This window comes from Mycobacterium sp. (genome assembly GCF_035274705.1).
Classification (GTDB): Bacteria; Actinomycetota; Actinomycetes; order Mycobacteriales; family Mycobacteriaceae; genus Mycobacterium.
In genome coordinates this window covers 57,037-82,679 of the sequence record NZ_DATENY010000088.1, presented here as the reverse complement: position 1 = coordinate 82,679, position 25,643 = coordinate 57,037, and the positions used below count along the sequence as shown (strand labels likewise).

General features: G+C 63.8%; 20 protein-coding genes. 9 read left to right on the top strand and 11 right to left on the bottom strand.

From position 1 onward, the window contains the following. The 8 genes from ahcY to VJV41_RS19035 all read right to left on the bottom strand — a co-directional run. A partial coding sequence (ahcY, locus tag VJV41_RS19070; protein WP_325336498.1) for an adenosylhomocysteinase occupies positions 1–1,475 on the bottom strand: 1,475 nt, incomplete at its 3' end. A gap of 18 nt (positions 1,476–1,493) precedes the next feature. After that, positions 1,494–2,729 carry a methionine adenosyltransferase gene (gene metK / locus VJV41_RS19065; RefSeq protein ID WP_414684997.1) on the bottom strand — a complete coding sequence of 412 codons (1,236 nt, stop codon included), beginning with the start codon at positions 2,727–2,729 and terminating at the stop codon, positions 1,494–1,496. Beyond that, positions 2,726–3,796, bottom strand: coding sequence for a hypothetical protein (locus tag VJV41_RS19060; protein WP_325336488.1), 1,071 nt, complete (start codon positions 3,794–3,796; stop codon positions 2,726–2,728). The genes metK and VJV41_RS19060 overlap by 4 nt, the downstream gene beginning before the upstream one ends. 1 nt (position 3,797) lies before the next feature. Next, on the bottom strand, positions 3,798–5,273 hold the full coding sequence (locus VJV41_RS19055; RefSeq protein WP_325336486.1) for an SAM-dependent methyltransferase: 1,476 nt from the start codon (positions 5,271–5,273) through the stop codon (positions 3,798–3,800). Next, positions 5,263–6,237 carry a methylenetetrahydrofolate reductase gene (locus tag VJV41_RS19050; protein WP_325336484.1) on the bottom strand — a complete coding sequence of 325 codons (975 nt, stop codon included), beginning with the start codon at positions 6,235–6,237 and terminating at the stop codon, positions 5,263–5,265. Before VJV41_RS19050 ends, VJV41_RS19055 begins: the two co-directional genes overlap by 11 nt. Continuing rightward, entirely contained in the window at positions 6,234–6,683 is a 450-nt protein-coding gene (locus tag VJV41_RS19045) for a methylenetetrahydrofolate reductase C-terminal domain-containing protein (protein WP_325336496.1), read from the bottom strand. Before VJV41_RS19045 ends, VJV41_RS19050 begins: the two co-directional genes overlap by 4 nt. A 308-nt stretch (positions 6,684–6,991) precedes the next feature. After that, positions 6,992–8,785, bottom strand: coding sequence for a bifunctional homocysteine S-methyltransferase/methylenetetrahydrofolate reductase (locus VJV41_RS19040; RefSeq protein ID WP_325336482.1), 1,794 nt, complete (start codon positions 8,783–8,785; stop codon positions 6,992–6,994). Next, positions 8,782–10,068, bottom strand: coding sequence for a PucR family transcriptional regulator (locus VJV41_RS19035; RefSeq protein WP_325336480.1), 1,287 nt, complete (start codon positions 10,066–10,068; stop codon positions 8,782–8,784). Before VJV41_RS19035 ends, VJV41_RS19040 begins: the two co-directional genes overlap by 4 nt. 486 nt (positions 10,069–10,554) lie before the next feature. Here VJV41_RS19035 and VJV41_RS19030 point away from each other — a divergent pair, with 486 nt between their 5' ends. The 4 genes from VJV41_RS19030 to VJV41_RS19015 all read left to right on the top strand — a co-directional run bounded on the left by VJV41_RS19030 (position 10,555) and on the right by VJV41_RS19015 (position 15,564). Next, positions 10,555–11,772, top strand: a complete 1,218-nt coding sequence (locus VJV41_RS19030) for an acyl-CoA dehydrogenase family protein (protein ID WP_325336478.1) — start codon at positions 10,555–10,557, stop codon at positions 11,770–11,772. An 11-nt stretch (positions 11,773–11,783) separates the two neighbouring features. Next, positions 11,784–13,196, top strand: coding sequence for a 3,4-dihydroxy-2-butanone-4-phosphate synthase (locus tag VJV41_RS19025; protein ID WP_325336476.1), 1,413 nt, complete (start codon positions 11,784–11,786; stop codon positions 13,194–13,196). 240 nt (positions 13,197–13,436) lie between these two features. Next, positions 13,437–15,041, top strand: coding sequence for a hypothetical protein (locus VJV41_RS19020; protein WP_325336475.1), 1,605 nt, complete (start codon positions 13,437–13,439; stop codon positions 15,039–15,041). A gap of 7 nt (positions 15,042–15,048) precedes the next feature. Further along, a complete protein-coding gene (locus VJV41_RS19015) occupies positions 15,049–15,564 on the top strand; it encodes an SCO family protein (RefSeq protein ID WP_325336473.1) in 516 nt (171 codons plus the stop codon). A gap of 315 nt (positions 15,565–15,879) precedes the next feature. On the opposite strand, the gene VJV41_RS19010 is transcribed toward VJV41_RS19015, so the two are convergent. Then, complete coding sequence (locus VJV41_RS19010; protein ID WP_325336471.1) at positions 15,880–16,392, bottom strand: hypothetical protein; 513 nt, start codon at positions 16,390–16,392, stop codon at positions 15,880–15,882. 42 nt (positions 16,393–16,434) lie between these two features. Between VJV41_RS19010 and VJV41_RS19005 the strand changes: the two genes are divergently transcribed. Next, positions 16,435–17,358, top strand: coding sequence for a helix-turn-helix domain-containing protein (locus VJV41_RS19005; protein WP_325336470.1), 924 nt, complete (start codon positions 16,435–16,437; stop codon positions 17,356–17,358). 102 nt (positions 17,359–17,460) lie between these two features. Here the strand turns inward: VJV41_RS19005 and VJV41_RS19000 are convergent, their stop codons facing one another. Both VJV41_RS19000 and VJV41_RS18995 read right to left on the bottom strand, forming a co-directional pair. Next, a complete protein-coding gene (locus VJV41_RS19000; RefSeq protein ID WP_325336468.1) occupies positions 17,461–20,985 on the bottom strand; it encodes an indolepyruvate ferredoxin oxidoreductase family protein in 3,525 nt (1,174 codons plus the stop codon). Positions 20,986–21,062: 77 nt separating this feature from the next. Further along, positions 21,063–21,827, bottom strand: a complete 765-nt coding sequence (locus tag VJV41_RS18995; protein WP_325336466.1) for a cyclase family protein — start codon at positions 21,825–21,827, stop codon at positions 21,063–21,065. 516 nt (positions 21,828–22,343) lie between these two features. Here VJV41_RS18995 and VJV41_RS18990 point away from each other — a divergent pair. The 4 genes from VJV41_RS18990 (at position 22,344) to VJV41_RS18975 (ending at position 25,642) form a co-directional block, all read left to right on the top strand. Then, positions 22,344–22,472 (top strand): hypothetical protein, encoded by a 129-nt coding sequence (locus VJV41_RS18990; protein ID WP_325336465.1) that lies wholly within the window; start codon positions 22,344–22,346, stop codon positions 22,470–22,472. A 79-nt stretch (positions 22,473–22,551) separates the two neighbouring features. After that, positions 22,552–24,141 (top strand): fatty acyl-CoA synthetase, encoded by a 1,590-nt coding sequence (locus VJV41_RS18985; protein ID WP_325336463.1) that lies wholly within the window; start codon positions 22,552–22,554, stop codon positions 24,139–24,141. Between the two features lie 280 nt (positions 24,142–24,421). Further along, entirely contained in the window at positions 24,422–25,087 is a 666-nt protein-coding gene (locus tag VJV41_RS18980) for an NADPH-dependent F420 reductase (protein WP_325336461.1), read from the top strand. 45 nt (positions 25,088–25,132) lie between these two features. Further along, positions 25,133–25,642 (top strand): VOC family protein, encoded by a 510-nt coding sequence (locus VJV41_RS18975; protein ID WP_325336459.1) that lies wholly within the window; start codon positions 25,133–25,135, stop codon positions 25,640–25,642. Position 25,643 lies beyond the last annotated feature (1 nt).

Sequence of the window (25,643 nt, the reverse complement as noted above, 5' to 3'; positions counted from 1 at the left end):
CGGTAGTGCTCGGGTTTGTACGGGCCGTCGACGTCGACGCCGATGTATTCGGCCTGCTCTTTGGTGAGCCGGGTCAGTGAGCCACCGAGCGCCTCGACGTGGATCTTGGCGACCTTCTCGTCGAGGTGCTTGGCCAGCCGGTAGACCTCGTTGTCGTACTCGTCGTTCTTGGTCCACAGCTCGATCTGGGCGATCACCTGGTTGGAGAAGCTGTTGCTCATCACGAACGACGGGTGGCCGGTCGCGTTGCCCAGGTTCAGCAATCGACCCTCCGACAGCACGATGATCGAGTGGCCGTCGGCGAAGACGAACTCGTCGACCTGCGGCTTGATGTTGATCCGGCGGACCTTCGGATCGCGCTCCAGGCGGGCCATCTCGATCTCGTCGTCGAAGTGACCGATGTTGCCCAGGATCGCCTGGTGCTTCATCGACTTCATGTGCTCCAGGGTGATGATGGCCTGATTGCCGGTGGCGGTGATGACGATGTCGGCCCAGCCGATGGCCTCCTCGACGGTCTTGACCTCAAAGCCGTCCATCAGCGCCTGCAGCGCGTTGATCGGGTCGATCTCGGTGACCGCGACGCGCGCGCCCTGGGCCTTGAGCGCCTCCGCGCAGCCCTTACCGACGTCACCGTAGCCGCAGACCAGCGCGGCCTTGCCGCCGATCAGCACGTCGGTGCCGCGGTTGATGCCATCGATCAGCGAGTGGCGGGTGCCGTACTTGTTGTCGAACTTGGACTTGGTGACCGAGTCGTTGACGTTGATCGCCGGGAACGCCAACTCACCCGCGGCGGCGAACTGATACAGCCGCAGCACACCGGTGGTGGTCTCCTCGGTGACACCCTGCACCGACTCGGCGATCGTGGTCCACTTGGTCTTGTCGGTCTCAAAGCGCGCCCGGATCAGCGCCAGGAACACCTTGTACTCATCGGAGTCGTCGTCCTCTCCCGGCGGCACCACCCCGGCCTTCTCGAACTGTGCGCCGCGCAGCACCAGCATGGTCGCATCACCACCGTCGTCCAGGATCATGTTGGCCGGCTCGCCATCCCAGGTGAGCATCTGCTCGGCGCACCACCAGTACTCCTGCAGGCTCTCGCCCTTCCACGCGAACACCGGGATGCCCTGGGGCTCCTCGGGCGTGCCATGCGGGCCGACCACAACCGCCGCGGCCGCATGATCCTGGGTGGAGAAGATGTTGCACGACGCCCAGCGAACCTCGGCACCCAGCGACACCAGGGTCTCGATCAGCACAGCGGTCTGGATGGTCATGTGCAGCGAACCCGAGATACGCGCACCCCTCAGCGGTGCGACATCGGCGTACTCGCGCCGCAGCGCCATCAATCCCGGCATCTCGTGCTCGGCCAACCGGATCTCCTTGCGGCCGAACTCGGCCAACGACAGATCGGCCACCTTGAAATCGATGCCATTACGGACATCCACTTCCGGACTTGCGGTCAGCTGCTGCTCGGTTGTCATCGTCATACTCAATCTCCTTCAGGCCACGGTGGTTTCGGTCAGGCCGGCGGCGTCGCGCAGCGCGGCGGCACGGTCGGTGCGTTCCCACGGCAGGTCCACGTCGGTACGGCCGAAGTGGCCGTACGCCGCAGTGGGCGAGTAGATGGGCTGGTGCAGCTCGAGGTAGGCCCTGAACGCTGCGGGCCGCAGGTCGAAGTGCTCGCCAACGAGCTTCTCGATGAGGCGGCGGTCCACCCGTTCGGTGCCGAATGTGTCGATGAGCAGCGACACGGGTCGGGCGACCCCGATGGCGTACGCCACCTGAACTTCGGCGCGCTCCGCAAGGCCCGCTGCGACAACGTTTTTCGCTACGTGACGGGCGGCGTAGGCTGCCGAGCGGTCCACCTTGGACGGGTCCTTACCGGAGAAGGCGCCGCCACCGTGGCGCGCGAACCCACCGTAGGTATCCACGATGATCTTTCGGCCGGTCAGGCCGGCGTCGCCGACCGGGCCGCCGATTACGAACCGGCCGGTGGGATTGATCAGCAGATCGGCACGTAGCTGGTCAGCGTCGTAGAAATCGGTCGGCAGCTCGGTGGAGATCACCTTGTTCCACAGGTCTTCGCGGATCTGCTCGTTGGTCACGTCCTCGGAGTGTTGCGTCGAGATCAGCACCCGCTCCACCGCGACGGGAACACCATCGATGTAGCGGACGGAGACCTGCGTCTTGCCGTCCGGCCGCAGGTAGGGGAGCGTACCGTCCTTCCGCACGGCAGCCAGGCGACGAGATAGCCGGTGCGCCAAAGCGATTGGCATCGGCATCAACTCGGGCGTCTCGTTCGTGGCGTAGCCGAACATCATGCCCTGGTCGCCGGCACCCGCGAGATCGAATTCATCGCCCGACGTGCCGCTACGAGTTTCGTGGGCTTGGTCGACACCCTGTGCGATGTCCGGGGACTGCTTGTCCAGCGCCACCAGTACCGCGCAGTTGTGCCCGTCAAAACCGTAGTCACCGTTGTCGTAGCCGATGCGGTTCACGGTGTCGCGCACGATCTGGGTGTAGTCGAGCGTCTGCGGTGTCGTGATTTCACCCGCCAGCACCACCATCCCAGTGGTGATCAGGGTCTCGCACGCCACCCGCGAGTACGGGTCGTTCGACAGTGCCGCGTCGAGCACCGCGTCGGAGATCGCGTCGGCGATCTTGTCGGGATGTCCCTCGGTCACCGATTCAGAGGTGAAGAGGAATTCGTGCGGATCGGATTGGCTCACAATCATGCTCCTTGTGTTATCGGGTCGGGTGCCGCCGCCTGTTCTGCGACGAGCACTGGTTCTAGAGAGCGTCGGGCAAGTGCGGCCCCTTCGACCATGGCCGCCAGCTTGGCGCGGGCCACGGAGGCGGAGACGTTGCGAAGCCCGCAGTCGGGATTGATCACCAACTGCTCGGCGGGCACCAGGTCGAGCGCGGCGCGGATGCGTGTCGCCACCATCTCGGCGGTCTCAACCTGATGGCTTTTCACGTCGATGACGCCGAGGCCGATCTTGCGATCCCAGCCGAACTTCTCGATCACAGGCAGGTCCGCGTACCCCTTGCGGGCGAACTCGAGGACGAGCTGGTCCACGTTCGCGCCGAGTACCGCGGGGAAAAGGAAGTCATAGTGCCCTTCCCAGGAAGGCCGAGCGTAGCGATTGCCGTAGCACACGTGTAACGCCCAGCTCACGTCGACACCGGCCGTCACGACATTGATTGCCGCCACGGTGTCTTCGACCTGATCGGGATAGCCGGCCAGGAGCGGCTCATCGATCTGCAGCAGCTTGGCACCCTTATCCGCCAATGCGTGGGCAGCTTCATTGAGCCGGTGCGCAATCGCCATCATGAGCTCGCGCTGATCGACTCCTGCCGTGTTCCGGATGCGGCTGGTCAGTGAGAACGGCCCGGTGAGCGAGAACTTGATCGGCCTGCGGGTCTGCGAAGCGGTGAAAGCGAAATCCTCTGCCAGCCAAGTAAATTCGCCAGCCGATGAAGGCGGGAGCGGGCGCGTCAGACTGACGTCGTAGTAGTCGAAGTAGAAGTCCTTGGCCCTGTTGGCGATGTCCACTCCTGGGAGCTTTTCCAGGAAGTAGTCGATGTCGTTGTCGCGGCGCATCTCGCCGTCGGACACGATGTCGATACCCGCCAGCTCCTGATCCCTCAGCGCGGCCTTGATCGCCATCTCGTGTACGTCGACGAGTTGCGCCCGGCTCATCCGTCCACGGAGGTAATCGGTCTTCAGTCGCTCCATCCACTCGGGCACCGGGTACGAACCCACAACTGTGGTAGGCAGAATCGGCAAGTACTCGTCCATGTCAATCCCTCGCCTGAGCAGTCATCGTGACGATGTTCCCGCCCCCGCGGTGCCGGAACGGCTCGTGGTGTACGTCAAAACCACGACGTCGACCCACGTGCGCGAGCAGCGGCCCGTTGACCCAGTTGACTACCGACCCGTCGTACTTGCCCGGACCGCGGAAAGTCGTGTGGTAGCCCTGGATATCGGTCACGAACAGGTCGTGGCACACCAACTTTCCGTACGGATGCAGCAGCGCGAGAGTGTCGTCGAAACTTGCGACGGCCCCGTTGTTGACGTGCATACGCACATCGGTGCCCGACTCCAGCAAGGGGCGCAGCGCCTCACCCGACAGTGCATCCGTGATCTGGTAGGTGTCGAGCCCGTCAAGCGGCACATAGCGTTCCTCCAGCCGCAACGCCGACCACGTGCTCTGCCAGAAGTGAACGGCAGTATCCAGATCCGGGAAGTGCGCGGGGCAGGCATCGACCAGCAGGCCTGGCCCCAGTCGCAGCAACTTGTCCACCAAGCAGGGCAACTGTGCGATGGTCGCTGACACCGACTCGGCCAGCTCGCCGGCGTGCTCATCCGGCAGGTAGGCGCGAGTCTGCACCTGGTAAGTGCGCCCGCCCAGCTGCGCGACTTCGTCGGTGGGCAGGTTGTCGTACACATTGGATACGTAGACAAGAAAGACCTTGTCCCGCAGGAAGCTCAGTGCGGTGCGCGGCTTGGTGGCGTCGAGTGCGAACGAGCTCACGCGCTCGGTGTGTTCGGCGACCGTCTCGCGCGCGAGATCCAGAACGTGCGCCGAGTAGTCACACATGAGGTAGTGCAGCCGCTCGTAGTAACCTTTGCCGTGCCGACGGTCGAGCTCACGGAACTCGTCCAGGAAAACCTTCGCCTGGTTGCCGTTGCCCACCCCAAGCTCGATGATGTACAGCTCGTCGGGTAGCGCGTTGGCCCGGTCCAACCGGTCCCACACCGCCATGAGTTCACCGATGAGGTCAGCAGCCGCCGCCCGGTTGCGGGCGTCGCTCTCCCCGCCCGGCAGGGCCTGTTCGTAGCCGCGACCGGTCGCCTTCTCCCAGAGTTCCAGTGCTGACCAGTACAACGCGTTGAACCGCCAAATGCAGCTGTGGCTGCCTGCCGTCCAGTCTTCGAGGAATACCCGATCGGCGTCATGGCGCAGTAGCGACGTGGTCGCTTCGTTCAGTGCGATATCCGGTGCGCGTCGCACATCGACCGCTATTTCCATATCGCCGCTGTGCGTTGCGTTCGGCCCCGGTTCGGCGCCCGACGAATTACTTCGCAGAATCGGGCGAATCTCCACTACATCGCGAAAGTTGTTGCGGTACTGAACCCAATCGCAGACCACACGGACTCTGGACAGGTCCGTCTTGCTCTCGCTCAGTGCGGTCACAACCGGCAGCACCGACGCGCCCAGATCAGCGGGCCGCTCGGCGCGTAACCGATTGTGCGGCCGGAAATCAATCAACACTCGCACTGACCTCCGCGCCGCTGAGCACGGTCTGAGTCGGCCGCGGTGCGAAACCGGCACGCTCGAGAATCTCCGGTACGCCGCGCTCGAATCCGAACGCCATGACATGGACCCCCGCGACGCCGGGAATCTCGGTGAGCTGCTGAATTGTCTCAGCGCACAACCGCATACCCTCCTCGCCAACCTGGTCGGGAGGCACACCTCGCAGTCGCTGCTCAACGTCAAGCGGGACGTTCACGCCAGGTACTTCGCTCCGCAGGAAATCCAGCATCCGCAGCGACCGGATCGGACCGACACCGGCCAACACGGCGCACTTTTGCGTTATGCCCATATCGTTGAGGCACGTCATCCATTGGGCGAACACATCGAGATCGAAGACGTATTGGGTTTGGGCGAATTCCGCGCCTGCGGCGACCTTTTTCGCGAGGCGTTCTGCTCGAAGCGCAATCGGCGGCGCGAAAGGGTTCTCAACTGTTCCAATCATCCACTGCGGAGAAACCGAGATGTCTTCTCCCGACATCAGCACGCCTTCATCGCGCAGTGTGCGCGCAACAGAGGTCAGCTGTACGCCGTCGAGGTCGAACACCGGCTTGGCCTCCGGATGGTCGCCCGTGCGCGGATGATCACCGGTCAGCATCAACACGTGCGGGATGCCCAACGCACCCGCCGCCAGAAGGTCCGCCTGCAAGGCCATACGATTGCGATCGCGGCACGTCAGCTGCATTACCGGCGATAAGCCCGCGCGCTGTACCAGCACCGAGCCGCCCAGGCTCGACATCCGCACGCGCGCGCCTTGGTTGTCTGTGACATTGACCGCGTCGACCCAGCCGCGTAGGTGAGCTGCCTTGCGCGCGAACGCATCTGCGTCGGCACCGCGCGGCGGGCCCAGTTCGGCTGTGACAGCGAACCGGCCCTCGGACAACGCGGCCTTCAATCCGCCGCCGGGTTGAATGTCGGCGCTCATAGCGCAACCACCTCGCACTTCCTGAGTGTCGACGGACGCGAGGCAGGTGCCACAGCCATCCCTTCGTCGCGGCCCTGCCAGTAGTTGATCCAGGAGCTGCGGCCCACCTCGCGGTGATCGACCGGTCGCTGCAGGAGGGCGAAGTCGCCTCCGCGCCCCGCCGCGGCTGCGCGCTCGTAGGCGATTACCCAGACGCATCGGACTTCGGGGTGCACCTCGCAGCGGCCTTCCGCAGAGACTCCGCCACACGGTCCGTTGCGCAGCTGCTTCGGGCAGGTCATCGGACACGCGTAGCCCGTCGCGGGCAGAGCGCACTGGCCACACATCTGGCAACCGAACAACCGTTCCTTCGAGGTTTTCTCAACCGCCGTGAAAGCGCGGTAGATTGTCGGTTGTCGCTCCAAAACGCTGGCCAGCCAACGATAGAAGCGATTCTCGGCGAGCACAGAATGTAACCGGTAGGACCGTCGAGCGGACACCCGTGGCCGGAACGGCTTCGGCCACGTATACGGCCTGGACTCTTTCACGGATGGTCCTCACTCTCGGAATCCCTTGACGGACTGTCGGATAGGTCACTCACGCTAGGTGCCCGTGGCGCGGATCTCTTCGGTCTGCGGAACAGGAAACGCACCCGCCGGCTTGTGACCGTGGACAGAGGGCAGCGTTGCGACCTAAATCGAGGGAGCGACTTTGTTCTTCAGCACAAGACCGACTGGCACAAGGGGTCGCAACGAGTCGACAGTGACAGCTCCGCCTACTGGCTGGCCGCAGCGAGTAGGGCTTGGGTGATCTCGTGATCCCCGTGCACCACGATTACGACGCCGTCGGCTAGTGAGCGGGCTTGAGTGAGGAGGTCGGCGGCGATTGTCGCCCCGACCTCATGTGCGGCGGTACCTGCTCTCGCTAGTTGCTCAAGGATCGCCGGTGGAACGGTGACGTCGGGAACCTCGTAGGCCAGGTACTCGGCCTCGGCGAACCCGGTGAGCGGGGAAACGGTGAGCAACACCGGCACTCGGTCTTGTCCCAGTGCGGTGAGCAGACGGCTGAGTCCGTCGAGTTCGTAGACGGGACGCGTGATCAGGAACTGCGCGCCGGCGGCGATCTTCGCGCGAGTGTGGCTGATCTCCGCGTCGAGGTCCTCTGCGCCGGGGTTACAACGTGCTCCGATGTGAAACGACGTCTTGGTAGTCAGAGAAAGCCCGTTGCAGTCCCTGCCGGCGTTGAGCGCGGCCAATAGTTCGATCAGTCCAATAGAGTCGACTTCCCAGATGCCATCGGCATTCGGGTAGTCCCCGCGCAGCGGTGGGTTTCCGGTTTCACACACCACCGTTCGGGTGCCGAACGCGTGGGCACCCAGCAGATCGGCCTGCAAAGACATGATCGTCTTGTCCCAGGTTGTGACCGTGGCGATCGTCTCCACCCCGACCTGCTGCTGCAAGTGCAGCGCCAGGCTCGCCGAGGAAAGTTGCGCGCGCGGTCCTTGCACCGCGGAAACGAGCACCAGGTCGATGCCGTGGCCGTGCAGCGTGGTGGCGATCTTCGCGGCGACATCTGCGGCCCCCCCAATGGGGGGAGCGATCTCCGCGGCGACGACGAATCCGCGCGCGGCAAGCTGATTCGCGAACTCGTCGGGCGCGGCCCGCGAGACCGGATTGGCGGGCGCGGGGTCAGCGAACTGTTCCACGGCGGCGCTGACCGCGCGTATGTGGGCGGGCGTGGTGCCGCAGCATCCGCCGACGATCGACGCGCCGGCCTCGACGCAGCGTCGTGCGTAGCGGGCGAAGTAGTCGTGGTCGAGGCTGTATTCGAATCGCCGGCCTTGGGTCCGTCGCGGTAAGCCCGCGTTGGGTTGGGCGCTGATGGGCAGCGTGGTGGCCCGCCGCAGCTCTTCGACAATGCCGAGCATGCGCTGCGGACCGACCGTGCAGTTGGCCCCGAGCGCTGCGATCGGCAACGCCGTCAGCGCGGTGGCGACCTCGCGCGGCGTTTCGCCGCCCGGCGTGTGGCCGTCGATAGTGAATGTTGCCTGCGCGAGGATCGGCAGGTCGGTGACCTCGGCGGTCGCCCGCACCGCTTCCAGAAGCTCGTCTAGGTACCCGAACGTCTCCAAAACGAGCACGTCCACGCCGGCCTCGGCAAGCGCAGCGGCCTGTTCGCGCAATGCCTCGGCGCGCTCGCCTGCGGGTATCCGGTGTCGCAAGGGTGCGCTCACCGCGGGCGCGATCGATCCGCCGACGAATACGGTTCGCGGGGCTGCTTTGGCCGCCTCGCGCGCGAGGCGCACGCCGGCGCGGTTGATCTCGGCGGCGTCGTCGCCATATCCGTGCTCGGCCAGCCGTAGTCGGCTCGCGCCGAACGTGTTTGTCAGGATCAGGTCCACACCGGCGTCCACGTAGCTGTCGTGGACGGTGCTCACCAAGTCCGGATTTGACAGGTTCAGTTCAGGCAACGCCCGGTCGAGCGAATTACCCGCGGCGTGCAGCATTGTGCCCATCGCCCCGTCACACACCAACACTCGTTCGTGCAGCGCCGCTACGAAGCCCGTCATGGCCGCCCACCCGCTACGTCGACCATGTCGAGGATCTCCAGCGCGACCTGCGCCATCAGCCGGTCGCGGTAGTTGTGCAAGTCCAACTTGGTCAGTTCCTCGATCCGCTTTAGCCGATACGCCACTGTATTGCGATGCATGTGAAGCTCCTGCGCGGCGCGTTGTGGGCTGTTGTTCACGCGGAAATAGCAAGCCAACGTGGGCAGGTACTCGCTGGCGGCACCGTTGGTCTGGGTTAGCAGGCCGCCGAACACGTCGTGCGCGAATTCGCGTAGCTTCACAACGTCGGCGACTTGCAGTAGCAACCCGTGGATCCCCAGGTCGTCCACGGCCACAGCAGTTCCGGTCCGCCCCAGCCGTGTGGCGATGTCGATTGTGCGGCGCGCGTCAGCGTAGGAACGCGCAATGTGAAGCGACGAGCTGAATACCCCGCCGATTCCTGCGTTGATCTGTGCGTCGCCAAACGTATCGGCGATGCGACCGATGCACAATTTCGCCAGCTCGAGCGCACGGGTGGCAGCGTCTGATTCGGGCACCACGACGACTACTTCGCGGCCTCGCATCGCGGTGATGGCCTCCGGGGCGTGGGTGGTAAAGAAGCGCGCCACGGCCGCGAGCATTCGTGTCGCGTCGCCGTCGTAGTCGACAGGCACGACCAGTGAAACCACCCGGTGCGGTTGTTGTTCCTCGTAGCCCAGGTGGGCTGCCCACCGCTGTACCTCGTCGGGTTCGCTGCCTTTCCCGGACAGCAGGCCCTCGACCAGGTCGTAGCGCGCCTGTGTCGCGGCCGCGGCCACGACCCGATCTCGGCCCAGGATCACCCCGCAAATTGTCGCCGCGTGCTCGGTGAGCGGCAGCCTGAGGTCTTCACCCTCATCCTGCTCGCCGTCGTCGAGCGTAAGCAGGAACGCCGGCACCGTGTCGCCGACCGGAACCGGGGCGACGATGATCGGTGCCACCCCTGCCATGCCGGGAATTCGCAGCGCCCGCCGCGTCGGACCGACCACCTCGAGTACCTGTGCCAGCCGCGGATGCCTGAGGTGGTCGCGAAAGAGCTGCGCGGCATCGGAATCCGTGCCGCCGGAGCACGCGAGCACCGTCAGCTTGTCGTCGACCACTGCGACTGCCGTGTCCACCCGCTCAGCGATCGATTCCGTGACTGACTCCAGACCGGCATCCTGAACGGCGAGGCTCGACAGATGTTGGAACGCCACAATCAGGCGACGAAGCGCGGCGTTCTCCCTGCCGATCTCCTCGTCACCTGTCCGCATCGCCGCGGCCATGAGCACTACGTCGCCTCCGCCAACTAAAAATCATCCACACGCAGTTCTCGCGTGACAGGGGACGTGGGACCGCGATGAGTGAAATGCTCAAGAACGCGAACACTTTCGGATCCGCCGAGCCGGCACTTAGGCACGAGAACGTCCGTCTCGAGTGCGCATGAGGAAACCTCCGACCGGATTGCGCTCCCGCCTGGATCGCCATCGTGAGTTCGCGGGCGACCGGGCTCATCCGTGATACAGCCGAAGATGATCACCGGGCTAGCCCTGAGTTCCATTGGATGGACCTGATTAGCTGCACATCCGGCCCAAACTCTGCAAGCATGTGCCAAATCCGAACAGTTGCAGCGACTCAACGGGTGCGACTGTCGGACCATGCGCTCAGGCAGACCCGGGGTATCCGGTTGCGAACAGCCCCGTGATCCGCGCCATGGACTTCGGGCGACGGACGCGCATGTGCCCGAATCTCATTGAAGGGAAACACAATTCATGTCGGTCATTGATTCTGCTGACCTAGCGACAACCGCTGAGCGCTGGTCGCTCGATGACGTCACGCCCGAAATGATCGTCGAGAGGGCCCGAGCGGTGGCCCCCACGCTGGTGCCGCAGCAAGCCGACAATGAACAGCGGACGTACTACTCGCAGGAGACCCACGAACTCTTTAAACGTGCCGGGTTCTACCGGATTCTCACTCCGCGGCGTTACGGCGGCTTCGAATTCGGTGTCGACACCTTCTTGCAGGTCGTCATGGAACTCACCGCAGGCTGTTCGTCCACGGGATGGCAGTACAGCCTGGGGCATTCCCATACGCTCACGGTCGCCACTTTGTTCGACGAAGCCGTCCAGGACGAGGTCTTCGCCGACCCCGACTTCATCTGTGCCTGCACGGGCAGACCACAGGGCGTTGCCACCCGTAAGTCTGACGGCGACTGGCAACTTTCCGGGGTCTATAACTACTGTTCAGGGGCGCCGTATAGCGGATATTTCGTCGGCCACGCTCTGCCGGCGGAGGGACCGAAGAGCCCGAGCATCTTTATCGCTCCGCGGAGCGAGTGGACGATGCTCAACGACTGGGGTGCACAGCTCGGCTGCAAAGGAACCGGGTCGCACAGCCTTCGGTTCCAAGATGCGACCATCCCCGCCCGCTACGTTCTGTCGAACACCTCCATCATGCACCAGGACGCCTCCAAGGGAACGGTTGGATCGCGGCTGCACGGTAACCCCATGTATGGCGGCACCCAGCAGAGTTTCTTCCTGATCAACCTGGCGGCCCTGGCAACCGGCATGGCTAAGAACGCGATGGCAGCTTTTGAGGAGCTGATGGGCAAGACCACCGCGTTTCCGCCGATCGTGCCGCGCACCGAGGACCCGAGTTACCAGCGCTGGTACGGCCTCAGCGCGGGCAAGGTGATGACCGCGGAAACACTTACGGTGGCTGCGGCGCGCAAGTGGCAGGAGGTGGCTGAGAAGGGTGCCACTCGCGAGGCCGACATGGGGGTGGTTCTGCTCGGCCGCGAGACGTTCGATCTGTGTTGGGCGGCCGTTTCCGAGGTATTCCGGGTGGCCGGCTCCAGCGCTGTGGTTGACGGCTCGCGGATGCAGCGGGCCTGGCGAGATATGTCGACACTGCGCAGTCACACCGGAGTCGTCTACTTCACGGAGTTGGCGGTCACGGAGCTGACAAAGGCGCACTTCGGCGTCTCGTAGCGGGAGTTCGTGTGGGGCATCGCGTGGAGGACGCACTTGCCGAACTGGTTCGCGGCAAGCCGATCGTGGTCGTGGACGGCGACACCGGCGGCGACCTTGTGTGCGCGGCTGAGTCCGTCACCTCGGCGCTGGTCGCCTTCCTAGTGCGGCACACGTCAGGCTATTTGTGCGTGGCGCTCGCCGAACGCGACGCCGACCGTCTAGGGCTGCCGGCCCTGAGATCTGGACATCCGCACGCGGTGTCGGTGGACGCTCGGCATGGGACGGGTACTGGCATCTCGGCGTGCGATCGGGCGCACACGGCGCGACTGCTCGCTGATCCATCCACTGTGGCAGATGACCTGTCCCGGCCGGGCCATGTCGTGCCGCTGCGCGCGCGGGCGGGCGGGGTGCTAGAGCGCGCCGGCCGCGCCGAAGCTGCGGTGGATCTGATGATGCTTGCCGGTCTGCGCCCAGCCGCTATCTTGGGCGCGGTAGTCGGCGAGCACGACCCCGCCGAGATGGCGAGGGCCGACGAACTGACCGAGTTCGCGGCACGGCACGACCTGTGCGTCCTCAGCATTGAAGAGCTGGTCATGCTCCTGCGACGGCGCCGTATCGAACGCATTGCGGAGACGCGAGTCCGCTTGCGGGACGAGCGGTTTCGCTCCATTCGCTATCGGGACGCCGAGGGCTTGGAGCACGTCGCGCTCGTCCTCGGGAAGGTCGACAGCACCAGGGACGTGCTGATACGCGTACATTCCGAATGCCTCGAAGGTGATGTGTTCGGGTCGCTCGACTGTGAATGCGGGATACGACTGCGTGAGTCGCTCGCCGAGATCGCCGGCCAAGGCTGCGGCATCTTGGTGTACTTGCGCGAGGGCGCGGCAGACGGTGCCGCAGTGACCGCGGGGATCCTGCGCGAACAGGGCGTCGAATCGGTGCGCCTAGGTGGCGCCGACTCCGGTGACGACCTGCGAGCACACGGAGTGGCCGTCGACAAGTGCAGGCCGGGCGACGACGTGGCGCGTCAGGGCGTGACAGGTACCGTCGTCCACGGCGACGCTCGCGGCCGCGAATTGGGTTTCCCGACGGCGAACCTGATTCTCGATGCAGGAGGCGCGCCGTTGAGCGACGGCGTGTACGGCGGGTTGGCACGCGTGCTCGGAGGGCGCGACGAGAATGCGTGGTACCTGGCCGCGATCAGCGTCGGCACCAATCCGACATTTCGTGGTCGAGAACAACGCTTCGAAGTGCATTTGCTCGACTTCGACGGCGACCTCTACGGCCGCCGCCTTGAGGTGGTGCCGCTCGCCTTGCTGCGCCCCACCCTGGCCTTTGGCTCACCAGCCGCCCTCGTCGCCCAGATCGAGGGCGACCTGCGAGCGCTGCGCACGATTGCCACCGGCTGGGACCAGCACCATCTGCAGCTCAACCGGGTGTGAACTGGCGGGGGCAATTCTGATTCGCTTGCCGAGGAGGTTTCGGTCATGACGGCGGTGGTGGTGCGCCGTGGACGTTCGCGATCGGAACAACTGTTGTTGCACAACACCAGGCAGTGTGAACCACATCACCGCGAAGGGCCCAAGGGAGAAACCCTCCCTACAGCCCAGTGACGGAGGCAAGGACGAGGGCACGGCGTGTTCTCGGAGAGCGACGTAGTCTCGAAACAGAGGAGAAATCTCGTGTCATTGTTGAAGACCGAGGCGGGCACCCTAAGCGGCGGGGACGCGGCCTCTGTGCTGTCCGCCGAGCAGTTGGGGCATATTCGGCATTTCGATAACCTATCGCGGCAGTTGCGCAACGACTGGTCGCTGATGCAGGGCAAAGGAACCGGCCAGGATGATTTCGGCGCCCTGCGGTTCCAGTTGGCGTATATGGCGTACGCGCTTGCGTTGACGCACCGTCATCGGCTTCCGAATGCCCCAGGGGTGTTCAAGCCGGTATTCGAACGGCTCATTGAGAAAATGACCATGCCTGAGGTGTGGATGTACTGGCGTGACGTCAGCAAAGGCGGAGCATGGCCGAATGCTCATCTGGTTGACAAATACCAAGAAGAGTGGAACCCGGTCGCTCGTGACAACATCATGTACAGCGCGTATGTCCAATCGATGGTGCTGCTGTATAACTACCTTTTTGCAGATGATCGTTATGCACAGCCTGAGGCTCTGGCGTTTGAACATTGGTCGTATTTCTGGGGCGGCGAGGCGAAACGGTTCACTTACGATCAGAATTCCCTGAACGAGCACATTTATTGGCAGATGGTCGAGAGCGGATTCCTCGGCGTCGCATGCGAGCCCAACTGCACCTTTCAGATCTGCAACCAGCCCGCGATTCTCGGGTTCCGTTTGCACGATCTGCTGACCGGCGAAAACGTTGCCGCCGAGGTGACGCAAAGCTACGAGCAGGCGTGGTCGCAACTGGGTGGCAGGCTGGATTCTACGGGCCATTACAACATGTTCCTCGCCCAGGATTCTCGCACCGTCTACCCAAACGCGGCGAAAGCTCCGTGGGTCGATGCATGGTGCGGGACATTGATGAACATGTGGAACAGGGACTTCGTTCGAGCCAATTATCCTCAGCAGATCAAGGACTTACTGACCGACGGGCCACATGGAACAAAATCGGTCAAACCGTCGCCGAAGCTCGAGTTGATGGGGCAGACGCTTATCGCCGATTCATGTGACTTCGGCTGGGTGGCGACGTGGGCGGCCGAGATGGGCGATACCGAGACGCTGGAAGGCATCCTCGGTCACGCTGACCGCTATATGAATCCGACGTGGCGCGACGGCGGACTGTACTACCCGCGTAACGATACGGAATATGACGAGAGCGGTAACCGCACTGAACTCGAACCGTTGAGTGGCAACGTCCTGTTGGGATATGCACGGTTGAATGTGCCGGATGGTATGTGGAAGTTGTACAACGAGTCATGGAGGCCCGGCCATTTCACCGAACCAGCGTTGACCGGCGTCGCCGCTGACATCTCGGTGAGCCAAGCACGGTTCACTCCGGCATCCCACACATTGGCTTTCCAAGTGCAGCGGCACGGGGACCGACGCGGCGATGGTTCGATCATCCTCGGAAACGTCGCGGATCGGGAGCAGTGGGCGTTGCGGGAAGGCGGCACCGTCCTCGCGACCGGTCAGGAGGGCGGATCGGTGACACCGCAGCCTGAGGCCGACCGCGCTCAGGGGATCGAGATTCAACACGTCGCGGAAGGCATTGAGCTGCGGATACCCGCCGGCGCACCACGCACCTTCGAACTTGAAGTGTCCCCTCCGCAGTGAGTCGACGATGACTAAGCCAAATGGCACCGCCGCCAGGCAGTACATCGGGGGAACCTTCGATCTCATCGACCATGACGGCCGCGCGGTCAGCACGCGGACGTACGCCGGCAAGCACATGCTGATCTTCTTTGGGTTCACCCATTGCAAGATGGTGTGCCCGCGAGCGCTATCGCGGCTGTCGGCGGTACTCGATCGCCTTGGTTCGCTCGCCGATCGCATCCAGCCGCTGTATGTGACCGTCGACCCGCAGCGGGACACACCCGAGGTGATGAAGGCGTTTCTGTCGTCCGCGTACCCCCGGTTCACGGGGCTGACAGGTTCGGCGGAGCAAATCGAGCTGGCCAAGAAATCATTTCGCGTGTTCGCCACTGAGGTAGCCGACCCAGACGATCCGAACAGCTACCAGATGCCCCATACGGCTTTCACCTACGTCCTGGGCCCGGATGGGACATATCTGACGCACTTCACCGACGCCGTCGATGAAGATGCGTTGATCGCACGCCTCTCAACGATTCTGCAGTGATCACCTCCGACGACCGCTTGATGAGAGGAAGATGAAGTGGCCCCCGGCGTCAGACTCTCCCGGGGGCAACTGGGGCAAAAGATGACATCTGACCGGTCCAGAAGCCAGGCGGCGACCAAACGCCGTCCGGAGATCGAACTTGCGTGGCACCGCGCCAAGTTGAGTGGACTGGATCCTGGCATGGACGTCCGCGAAACGGCCATCAGTGACGTCGAAAAGCGCAGCAGTCTTTCCATCGCGGCTGGCCCAGTCTTGGACGAGATGGTCGATGAATTGGCGGACACACGGTTTTCGATCCTCCTTGCAGACCGGACGTCACGCATCATCGACCGTCGCGTCAACAACCGCGCGAGCGGTGTCGCCCTTGATCGTGTCCTCGCCGTTCCGGGATTCCAGTACCTCGAAGAGTTGAGCGGGACAAACTCCCTGGCTACGACCTTCGAGTTGCGTCGGCCGATCTCTGTCACAGGGGAAGAACACTTCCTCGAAGCCCTGCGGTGTTTCTGTTGCTACGGTGCGCCGATCATCCATCCGGTGACCCACCGGCTGGAGGGGGTGATCGATATATCCGGCCCCGTCGCCGATGCGACTACGCTGCTCGGGCCGTATCTGATGCGGGCCACGCGCGGCATCGAACAACGCCTGCTTGAAGGGTCTCGTGTGGCGGAAAAGCAGCTCCTCGCTGAATTCCAGGCGCACGGGAGCCGGCGGCACGCTGTCTTGGCTCTCGGTGAAGACATGGTGCTGGCGAATACCGCAGCAGTTGATCTCGTCAAAGGCGCCGACCATGTCGCCTTGCGCGCCATCGCGGCGGATTTGTCGACCCATTCACCGTATGACTGCTCGCTGATGCTCACCTCGGGGACCGAAGTGTCTGTGCGTGTTCGGTTGATCGCCGGAACTCTCGGCGGGGCGCTTTTCGAGATCGTCGAGACACCGCGAGCGGGTACTTCTCGGCCGAGCGGGGCACGGCCTGCGCGCACGGTTGCCGTCACGAGCGACGAGCTCTCCACGCAGGAGCAGGCCCGGACCATCCTGGTCACCGGTGAGCCAGGAACAGGCAGGACGACGACTGCGCGGACGCTTGGGGGCGCGGAAAGCGCCGTGTTCGACGCTGCCGATTCGATCGTGGACGAGGAAAAATGGTTCCTCGACGTTCGCTCGGCGCTGCTGGGTGACAAGCCGGTTGTGATCGACAATGTCGATGCCCTCAATTCCCGGCTGGCCGGCCTGTTGACCTCTCCGGTGCGGATCAGTCGTAACCCCGTCGTGCTCACGGGCGCGCCACTGAGCGCCCTCGACGACCCGCAGCGGGCTCTGGCGTCGTTGGCACTCACTCGCCATGACCTCCAGCCTCTGCGTACCTATCCGCACAAGCTTGCCGCTGTGGTCAAATCCCTTCTGGCGGACCTACTTCCAGACTCCACCGTCGACATTGCGCCGTCGGCCCTTCAACTTCTCGCGGCGCAGCCGTGGCCGGGAAACCTTCGAGAATTGCGGGCGGTTCTCGAGCACGCGGCCCGCGGACGCGAACGCGGCACGATTGTCGAAACCGATCTGCCGGAAGCGGTTCGGACGAACTCGGTTCCAGCTCGAACCCTGACGTTGATGGAGTCGGCCGAGCGCGATGCGATCGTGGCTGCTTTGCGCGCGACAAACGGAAATCGGGCCGCAGCGGCGGCCGAACTCGGCATCGGCAGGACGACCCTGTATGCCCGTCTACGTCGTTACCGTATCTCAGAGCCGTATCGTCGAACTCGTGATCGCGATCAGTCTAATTCGGTCAGCCTCTGATCGAGCCGGGTCGCCCGCTCCCTGCTGACACAACGGCAATGATGCGTTGTTTCGTTTCGCCTTGGAACCCTTGCTATTTCGCGTCGGAGACCGCCGTGTTCGCTACGACACCGTGGCGTGGGGCGCCGGCGCCAGCAATTGGGTGCGCAGCTGGGCCAACCGCTCGCGGTATTTGGTGACGTTGCGCATCTTGATCTCCTCGTAGCCGCGCACCATGTCGGGGAGTTCGGCGATTTCGACAGCGGTTGCGTAATTGGCGGCCGTGAGGTGGCGGTCGATCTCGTCCAAGGCATCGACGTATTCCTCGACGAGATCGCGCTCCATTCGCCGAACCTTGCCGGGGCCGAATGGGTTGAACGGCGTGCCCCTGAGGTGGCGAGTCGCGTACAGCAGTCTGAAGACGGGTTTGAACCACGGCCCTAGCGTGATCTTCTGATCGACGCCCAGAGCCCGGAACACCGGGGGGTGCAGTTTGAACGCGGCGCGGGCCCCGGGGCCGAACTGTTCTTCTAGGGCGGCCTGAAGTTGGCCGTCGATGCTGAGCCGGGCGACTTCGGCCTCGTCCTTGTAGGCCATCAACTTGAACAAGTTGCGTGCGGCGGCCGAGGCAAGCGTGCCACCACCAACGGCGACGTCTGATTCGCGAGCACGGATCCGTTCGACGAGAGTCGCGTAACGCTCCGCATATCGGGTGTTCTGGTAGGCGATGAGTTCCGGCACCCGTACGGTGAGCACCCGGTCCAGCTCTGAGCCGGGTTGAGCTGCGATGCGGGAGAGCACCGCATCGGCGCGGTGTTGACGACGCTTGTGACGTCGTACTGCGCGGGCGGATCGCCGATTTCCGCCAGCGGCTTTGGCGAGCCCTTCGGGATCAGCGACTGCCTGACGGCCCCGCCGGAATGCCTGCAGGTTCGCCTCGACGGAGACGCCATTGAGAGTGATGGCGCTCTCGATCGATTCGACGCTCAGCGGCAGCACACCGGTCTGAAACGCCACACCGACGAGCAGCATGTTCTCGGTCTGACTCGACCCCAACAGCGACTCGGTCAGGGACCGGGCATCCACCAGGTGCAAGCCGTCCGGCCGCATGCGTTCGGCGATGCGCCCCTCAAGTTCTGTGAGTGCGGGGAAGTCCACCTGCGTGTCAACGACCATCGCCCCGGTGGGGACGACAGCGGAGGAGACGACGCCGACCGTGCGCTGCGGGTCAGCCGTCACCAGGTTGCCCTCGGCCGCGGCCACCAGCACGTCGCATCCTAGGTAGAGGTCGCAGTCGACGCTGGCCAGCTTGTTGGTCCGGACCTGGTCGGTCGAGGTGAACCGGAGATCTGAGACAACGGGGCCGCCTTTTTGCGCCATGCCGGTTTGATCGAGACCACGCACCGTCCAGCCGTCGAGGCTCGCCGCGGTCGCGAGCACCTGTGCGAGCGTGACGACGCCGGTTCCGCCGATCCCGGTGATCCGCATGCCGAAGTCTGTGCGATCAGCCGGGCGCTCGGGCGCCGGGATATCTCCGGGCCCGAGGGGCTGGATCTTGGCGGCTGGTGCCCGATCGCCGGGAATCACTTCCAGGAACGAGGGGCAGTCGCCGTTGACGCAGGTGTAGTCCTTGTTGCAGGACGACTGGTTGATCTTGGTCTTGCGTCCGAACTCGGTGTCGACCGGCTCGACTGAGAGGCAGTTGGACTTCTCGCCGCAGTCGCCGCAGCCCTCGCAGACTCGTTCGTTGATGAAGATGCGCATTGCGGGGTCATTCATCTTGCCGCGCTTGCGCTTTCGACGTTTCTCGGCCGCACATTCTTGGTCGTGGATAAGGACCGTGACGCCGGGGATCTTGGCGAGTTGCTCCTGGGCGTCGAGCACCTGGGAGCGGTCGAGAACCTTGACGCCCTTGGGCAGCTTCACTTTTCGATAACGGCTGGTGTCTTCGGTCGTGACGATGATCTTCTGAACGCCTTCGGCCAGCAGCAGATTGACGATGCCCGGTACCGTCATTGCGCCGACCGGTGCCTGTCCGCCGGTCATCGCGACAGCGGAGTTGTACAAGAGCTTGTAGGTGATGTTGACGCCGGCGGCGACTGCGGCGCGAATGGCCAGCGAGCCGGAATGCATGAATGTTCCGTCGCCGATGTCCTGGATGAGGTGCGGCACGTCCGTGAATGGGGCCAGCCCGATCCACTGCGCTCCCTCGCCACCCATCTGGGTGACGCCGACGATGTTCCCGACCTGCTTGTCGTCCATGATCATGACCAGGCCGTGGCATCCGATGCCGGCGCCGACGACGGTGCCCTCGGGCACCTTGGTGGAGGTGTTGTGCGGGCAGCCGGAGCAAAAGTAGGGCGTGCGTGCCAGCGAGGTGGGAGTGGCGCCGAGGAGCGGCAGCATTATGCGGGTGCGTTCGCCGGCGTAGTGCAGGGGCTCGCCGTCCTTGTCGCGCAAGCGTGGCGCAAGGATGCGCGCGATCAAATCGGGGGAGCCCTCGCCGTTGACGGGCATCAGTATGGCGCCGTGCTCGTCGTGCTTGCCCACGATGCGTGGCTGATCGGCGGTGCCGTAGAGCGCGTCCTTGACGAACAGCTCGACGAACGCGCGCTTCTCCTCGATGACGATGATTTCGCTTAAGCCGTGGGCGAATTCGCGCACGATCGCGGGGTCCATCGGGAAGGGTGCACCGATCTTGAGCAGCCGGATGCCTGCTGCCGCAATGGCGTTGCCGTCGAGCCCCATCCGGTGCAGCGCCTCGATCACGTCGATATATGACTTTCCCGGCGCGACGATCCCAATTTGCGCACCAGGGGCGGGGTCGATGATCCGGTTCAGCTGATTGGCTGCGATGTACCGCCTTGCCGCGTCGAGCCGCGCGTTCCACTGGGTGCGCTCGAGCTCTTGGAGTTGCGCGCCGATCAGGATGGCGTTCGGTTCATGCTTGATCGTCCGGCCGTCGTCCTCGATCTCGACCATCTGCGGCTGCACGCGGTCGGCGGCCAGGTCAACGGTCGCCGACCCGTCGGCGACGTTGGTCACGATCTTCATTCCGGCCCACAGCCCGCTGCAGCGCGACAGCGCGAACGCATGCACGCCGAAGTCGAGAACTTCCTGGACGTCGCCCGGGAACAAGAACGGGATACCGACATCGAACAACGCGGTTTCCGAAGCGCACGGCACGGTCGACGACTTGGCGGCCGGGTCATCACCGGCCAGCACCACGGCGCCGCCGGTGGGCGGGACGCCGACGAGGTTGGCGTGCCGCAGCGCGTCGCTGGCGCGATCGACGCCGGGTGCCTTGCCGTACCAGATGCCGCAGATCCCGTCGAAGCGCTGCCGGCCGACCTTGTCGATGAGCTGACTGCCCATGACGGCGGTTGCGGCCAGCTCCTCGTTCACTCCGGGCTGGAAAACGACGTGGTGCTCGTCGAGAATCTTGCGCGCCCGCTGTAGCTCCATGTCATAAGTGCCCAGCGGGGACCCCTGGTAGCCAGAGATGAAGGTCGCGGTGTTGCGGCCTTCGCGCGCGTCTCTCCGTCGTTGCTCCAACGGCAGCCGCACCAGGGCCTGTATCCCCGTCATGAAGCTCTGTCCTTCGGACAGCAGATATTTGTCGTCGAGGGAAGGCTTGGTCGTGGGCAAGATTGAATACCGCCTTTTGCGGGAGATCGCAGTATATGAGGCTCAGGTGAAACGGCGTGTCTTGATGGACACCTTCGTCATTCGGTCAAGAGCAGGACGCGCAGCGGCGACCCGCTGCCGTTCTCCAGCTTGAGGGGGAGTGCCACGAACATGCCTGTCGCGGGGACCTCCGACAACCGTGTCAGGCCCTCGACGATGAGGATGCCTTGGGGGAGGAACCAACGGGTGTGGCCGGATCCGCCGGACATCTCGCCGTTCAGGATGGAAAAATCGCAGGCCGAGGTGTCACACGCGACGGCCGAGACTCCTGCATTCGCCAGATATTCGCAGGCGTCGTCGGATAGGCCGGGTTCGTTCAGCCCCCACCACGTCTCGTCCTTGCCTGCCTCGCCGCCGGGCAGGTAGCGGTCCCAGCCGAACTCGATGACGGCCACGTCGCCGGGCTCGAGCGAGACAGCGGCGCGCTCGGCCGCGGCGCGCAACTGCTCCTCGCTGACCGGTTCGCCTGGCTGCGGGTCGTCGGGGGTGAGGTCGATTTTCTTGAAGGGCTGGAAGAACAGCGCGTCAATGGGCAGTTCGTGGATGGTCTTGCCGCCGGAAAAGAAATGGCTCGGCGCATCGACATGGGAGCCTGAGTGCTCCGGCAACGTCCACATGTTCGCGATGACGCCGACCTCGACGTCGGGCCCGCGATCGGAGATGTTCTCCACTTGTACGTGTGGCATGGGGAAGAACAGCGGAAGTTCCGGTCGGTACATCGGCGAGACATCGTGGTGCCGGAGCTGCCGGACCGCCGCCCCGATTTCGGGCAGGGGCACGGTGGATCTACTTACTGTCGTCATAGTGGTCTCCCTCCTCCCTCACATCGCTGTTAGGTGGTTAGTCGAACGCTAGGTCGTGTGGTGGGATTCACGCGAGGCTGCGGTCCCACGTGGCGGAACTGCGGGCATGCGCCCACTCAAGTTGACCGCGGGTGCGACGGCCGCGGCATGGGTGTGCGGGGGACCGACGCACCGATCATGTTGGCGTGGTTCGAGGGGGACGGCCCGCCCGCTACTGACGAATTGCGACGACGGTCCACACGCCACCGACGGCTCGTCGCGGTACAGCTTTTCGAAATCTGGTCCATTCGCCTTGTTCGATATACCTAGCACCCTATGGCGGTCAGGCAGGCCAGCAAACGGCGCTAGATGTCAAGCCGGCGCTGAGCTGGTATTGCCGTGGTACGGCGAGCCCAATTGCGATGATTCTCTTGGCGCAGTGAGCCAATGACACCCCAATGTCGGCTCTGCTACTTTTCAGCCGCAGGAGCCGTCGGATCGCGGGCGCAAACTGCGCGTAGTGAGGAATCAGCGTCAATGGAAAGCATTGATACGGCCGCCGACTCCGACGTCGAGGTGCCGGGGTTCGCAAAAGCATCGCACCTTGAAACCATGTCGGGTCCGCGTGTCGACGCGCATTCGGGAATACCGGTCTTCCACATCTGATTCAAGAATCGACCGGCACCGCGCAAGCATTCGCAAGCATCAGAATGCGACCGGCGGCGACGACGGAGACAGGAGTTCGATGACCAACGGTCTGACATCCGAGACGGCACATCTCATCGCCCGTACGCGCCAACACAGTATCGGGGACCTGCTGCGTCGCACCGCCGCGAGATATCCCAACAAGAGCGCGTTGGTCGCAGGCGACGTGCGGCTGAGCTACCAGGAGTTTGACGTCGCGGTGAATCGGGCCGCCCACGCCTTGAGCAGCCGAGGCGTAACGCGGGGTGATCGGCTGGCACTGTTGTCGCACAACTCACTGCAGTACGTCATCCTGGCTTTTGCCGCCGCCAAACTCGGCGTTGTTTTGGTGCCGATCAACTTCATGCTCAACGCTAGCGAGGCGGCCTACATCCTCAACCACAGTGGAGCCAGCGCACTGGTCGCAGAAGACGTCCTCATTCCGGTGGCCGAGCAGGCCATGACGATGGCCGGCATTGACGGTGTCCGGGGCTGCATCGGCGCAGCACGCGACGACTGGGAGAATGTGGACGACTGGTGGACGATGGGACCCGCCGACGACCTCGAAGTTGTTGTCAGCGACGATGATCCGCTGCGATTGATGTACACCTCGGGCACCGAATCACGCCCTAAGGGGGTGGTGCTGACCTCGCGTTCACTGATAGCGCAGTACAACTCATGCGCCATCGACGGTGAGGCCAGCCCGGATGACATCGAAATCCACTCCATGCCGCTGTATCACTGTGCGCAGTTGGACTGCTTCTTGTCCGTTGGCGTATACGTCGGCGCCACCAACGTCATTCTTCGGGCGCCCGAGCCTGCCGCCATCTTGTCCGCGGTCGCCAATGAGAAAGCGACGAAACTGTTTTGCCCACCGACGGTGTGGATCTCGCTGCTGCGCCATCCCGACTTCGCCCGCTGGGATCTGTCAACGCTTACCAAGGGGTACTACGGCGCCTCCCCTATGCCCGTGCAGGTGCTGCAGGAGCTGATGGTCAAGCTGCCCGGTGTGCGGTGGTGGAATTTCTACGGTCAAACCGAGATGGCCCCGGTGGCAACGATATTGCGCCCCGAGGAGCAGATCAATCATGCCGGCTCGGCGGGACGCGCGGCGATCAACGTTCAGACAATGGTCGTCGACCAGGATGATCGACCGGTTCCCCCGGGAGTCGTGGGGGAAATCGTGCACCGCAGCCCTCACGCCGCATTCGGGTACTACCGCGACGAGCAGGCTTCCGCGCGCGCCTACCGCAACGGTTGGCTGCACTCCGGCGATCTGGGAGTTCTCGACGAGGAGGGCTACCTCACGGTGGTCGACAGAAAGAAGGACATGATCAAGACCGGTGGGGAAAACGTTGCAAGCAGGGAAGTCGAGGAAATGGTCTACCGCCTCGAGGGCGTGGCCGAAGTCGCGGTGTTCGGCGTTCCCGATCCGCGTTGGATCGAAGCGGTCACCGCGGTAGTGGTCCCCAAACCCGGCGCTGGCCTTACCCCCGAGGCCATCCGCCAACACTGCAGACAGCATCTTGCCGGATACAAATGCCCCAAGCACATCGTCTTGGCAGACGCGCTGCCGAAGAATCCCAGCGGCAAGATCCTCAAGCGCGAACTGCGGCTGCAGTACAGCGAGCTTGCGACCGCCGGGCCGTAACACCGGCAACCGAGCGCGTGCATGACCCCGTCACAAGCCATCGACGGGTTTGGCCGTTCATGAAGAGCGGCACACAAAAGACGTCACAGACAAAGGCGCACAACGCGGTCGATGCCTGGGCGGCGCTGAGCTCGTATTCGGTGGTATCGGTAGCCCAATTGCGGCCACTTCTTTTGGCGCAGTGAGCTAAAGACACCTCAAGCGCGGCGCTGCTACTTTTCAGCTCGCAGGACCCATCGGATCGCGGACGCAACGGCGGCACAGTGAGGAATCAGTTCAGATGAAAGTGGGAATTCTAGGTCCCGGTCTCATGGCCAGCGCATTAGCCGGCCACTGGAGTCGCAGCGGACACGAGCTGCTGATCGCTGGACGCACCCCGCACAAGGCGAACGAACTGGCAGCCTCGCTGGGCCAGCCGGCTCGCTCGACGGGGTTCACCGAGGCCGTCACGGCCGCAGACGCCGTCCTGATCGGCGCTCGCGGCGAGGGAGTCGCCTGGACGTTGGACCAGGCGGGCCGAGACAGCTTCGCGGGCAAAGTCGTCATCGACATGGCCGGCCCGGTCAGCCGGCCACATTACACCGGTGAAGTGCCCTCACTGGCGGAGGAACTTCAGGCGGAAATACCCGACGCTCGAGTAGTCAAGGCCTTCAACCTCAATCGAGCATGCACGTGGGCGATGGAGCCGATCCTGTTCGATGGGTACCCGCTGACCGTTCCGATGGCCGGCGACGACCCCGCGGCCAAGGCCTTGGTCGCCGAATTGGTCAAGGGCATCGGCTGTAACCCCCTTGATTTCGGCGCCTTGGTGCGGGCTCGCAACTTGGAGGCCTTCGCCGCATTGCTGGTTCGCCTCCTGCTGGAGGGCCACGATCAGTTCACCGCTTTCAACCTGCTAGTGCGGGTGCCCGACTGGGAAGGAGAAGCTCCCCCACGGGTCGGATGACAGTTCAATCGGTAAGCCCCAAACAGCACTTGACGAGGAGAAATGATGGCATCGACACACCAGAGCGTTGACACCGGCTTGGCGCTGGCCGGTGAAGGGGAATCGCTCATCGGCTACCACGTCGGGATATGTGTAACCGACATTGATAAAGCCCGCGACTTCTATGTCGGTGTGCTGGGATTCAAAGAGGCATGGCGCCTTGACGCCATGTCAGGTCCGCTTGTTGATGCGCATTCTGGGATACCGGGCTCCACGGTGTGGGTGTCTCAACTGATCGTCCCGGGCGGCAGTCGCATAGAGTTCCACCAGTACGACCCGCCCGGACCCACAAGCGATTTCGAAATCCACCGGCAGGGGCTCAACCACATTTCGTGGCACGTCAAGGACGTTGACGCTGAGTTCGCGCGGTTGAAGCAAGCCGGCGTGCGGATCAAACGCGAGCCCATCGATCAAGACATTCCCGATCATCCGGCCGGCGGCTATCGAGTGGGCTTCTTCTACGACCCGTGGGGCCTGATTCTGGAGCTCTACGGGCCGATGCAAACCACTGAATAGC